This is a genomic window from Microbispora amethystogenes, assembly GCF_016863015.1.
GTDB lineage: Bacteria > Actinomycetota > Actinomycetes > Streptosporangiales > Streptosporangiaceae > Microbispora > Microbispora amethystogenes.
Map to the genome: position 1 here is coordinate 1 of NZ_BOOB01000127.1, position 1,192 is coordinate 1,192.

At 65.3% G+C, this 1,192-nt stretch carries 1 protein-coding gene; it reads left to right on the forward strand.

Annotated features, from left to right (window positions below; all coding sequences use genetic code 11):
• Positions 1–552: 552 nt before the first annotated feature.
• Positions 553–1,192: trypsin-like serine peptidase (locus Mam01_RS35985; protein ID WP_373868748.1), on the forward strand; the 640-nt coding region annotated here is incomplete at its 3' end.

Below are 1,192 nucleotides of genomic sequence, written 5' to 3' on the forward strand. Positions count from 1 at the left end.
AAGATCACCGCCCAGTAGTTCGCGCAGTAGTCCACGCAGTAGTCCTCACGCGAGTCTCACTCGCGAGGACGATCGCACGACCGCGGGCCGGTGGCGAACCCACCGGCCCGCACCCGTGACACCCCGTTCCCCCGTCCGGCTGGCGGAGAACCCCTCGGCGGCGACCGAACGGTTCCATCGCACCCGAAGCCCCGGCGCCTGCGCCGGGGCTCGGCGCGTTTCAGGGGCCCCTTAGACGCGCCGCGGGCCGATCCGGTGTCATCCGTTTCATGTGATTTGCATCACACCGTCGTTTTTGTGGACCGAAACAATCGCCTCAAAGGTCTCTCCGCCCCCACCCTCGCGCTTGACCGACTATCTGCGCAAATGTCTGTCGAAGCCGTAAAAAGTGCTCCTTGGCATGAAGATTACGGATTGATCTCGGCCTGTCGGCGGCCCGAGACGGCGCGGGAACCGCTACCGCTTCTCAAGATCATCCATGTATGGTCCAGCCATCCCTTCACTGACGGATGGGGCGCATGAGGCGTCTCACGCCAGACCAAGGAGTTCCCCATGAAGCGCACTCTTGCTTTTGGTGGCCTCGTGGCCACCGCAGGCCTGCTCGCCGCCGGTCTCGTCACCCCCGCTCAGGCGGCCGGCGACGTCGCCAGCGACCCGCTGGCGTCGACCGGCATCCAGGCCAAGAACATCGCCGCCTTCTGGCTGGCGGAGAACGCGGCCAACCTGATCGCCGCCACCCCGTACAACGTCGAGACCAAGGTCGCCGCCAAGCACCTCTCCAAGGGTGGCCCCTCGGCCGACAGCAAGCCCGGCATCGTTCCGGCGATCGGCGACGAGAAGAAGACCGCCGCCAAGTCGAAGAACGTGAACCTCCCCAAGACCACCGGCAAGGTGTTCTTCGCGGACGGGTTCAAGAACGTGGGCACCCGCGAGAAGCCCAAGTTCGTCGCGGTCAACCCGCACTGGTGCTCGGCCACCTCCGTGCAGTCGACCTACCACAACCTGGTCGCCACCGCCGGTCACTGCGTCTACGACACGGTGTCCAACAAGGCGACCATGAACTACTGGGTGTTCGTCCCGGGTTACTACCAGGGCAAGACCCCGTGGGGCGTGTACGTCGGCAAGACGGCCTACACCCACTACGACTACGACGTCTACGAGGACGGCGACCGCGACTACGCGTTCGTCACCG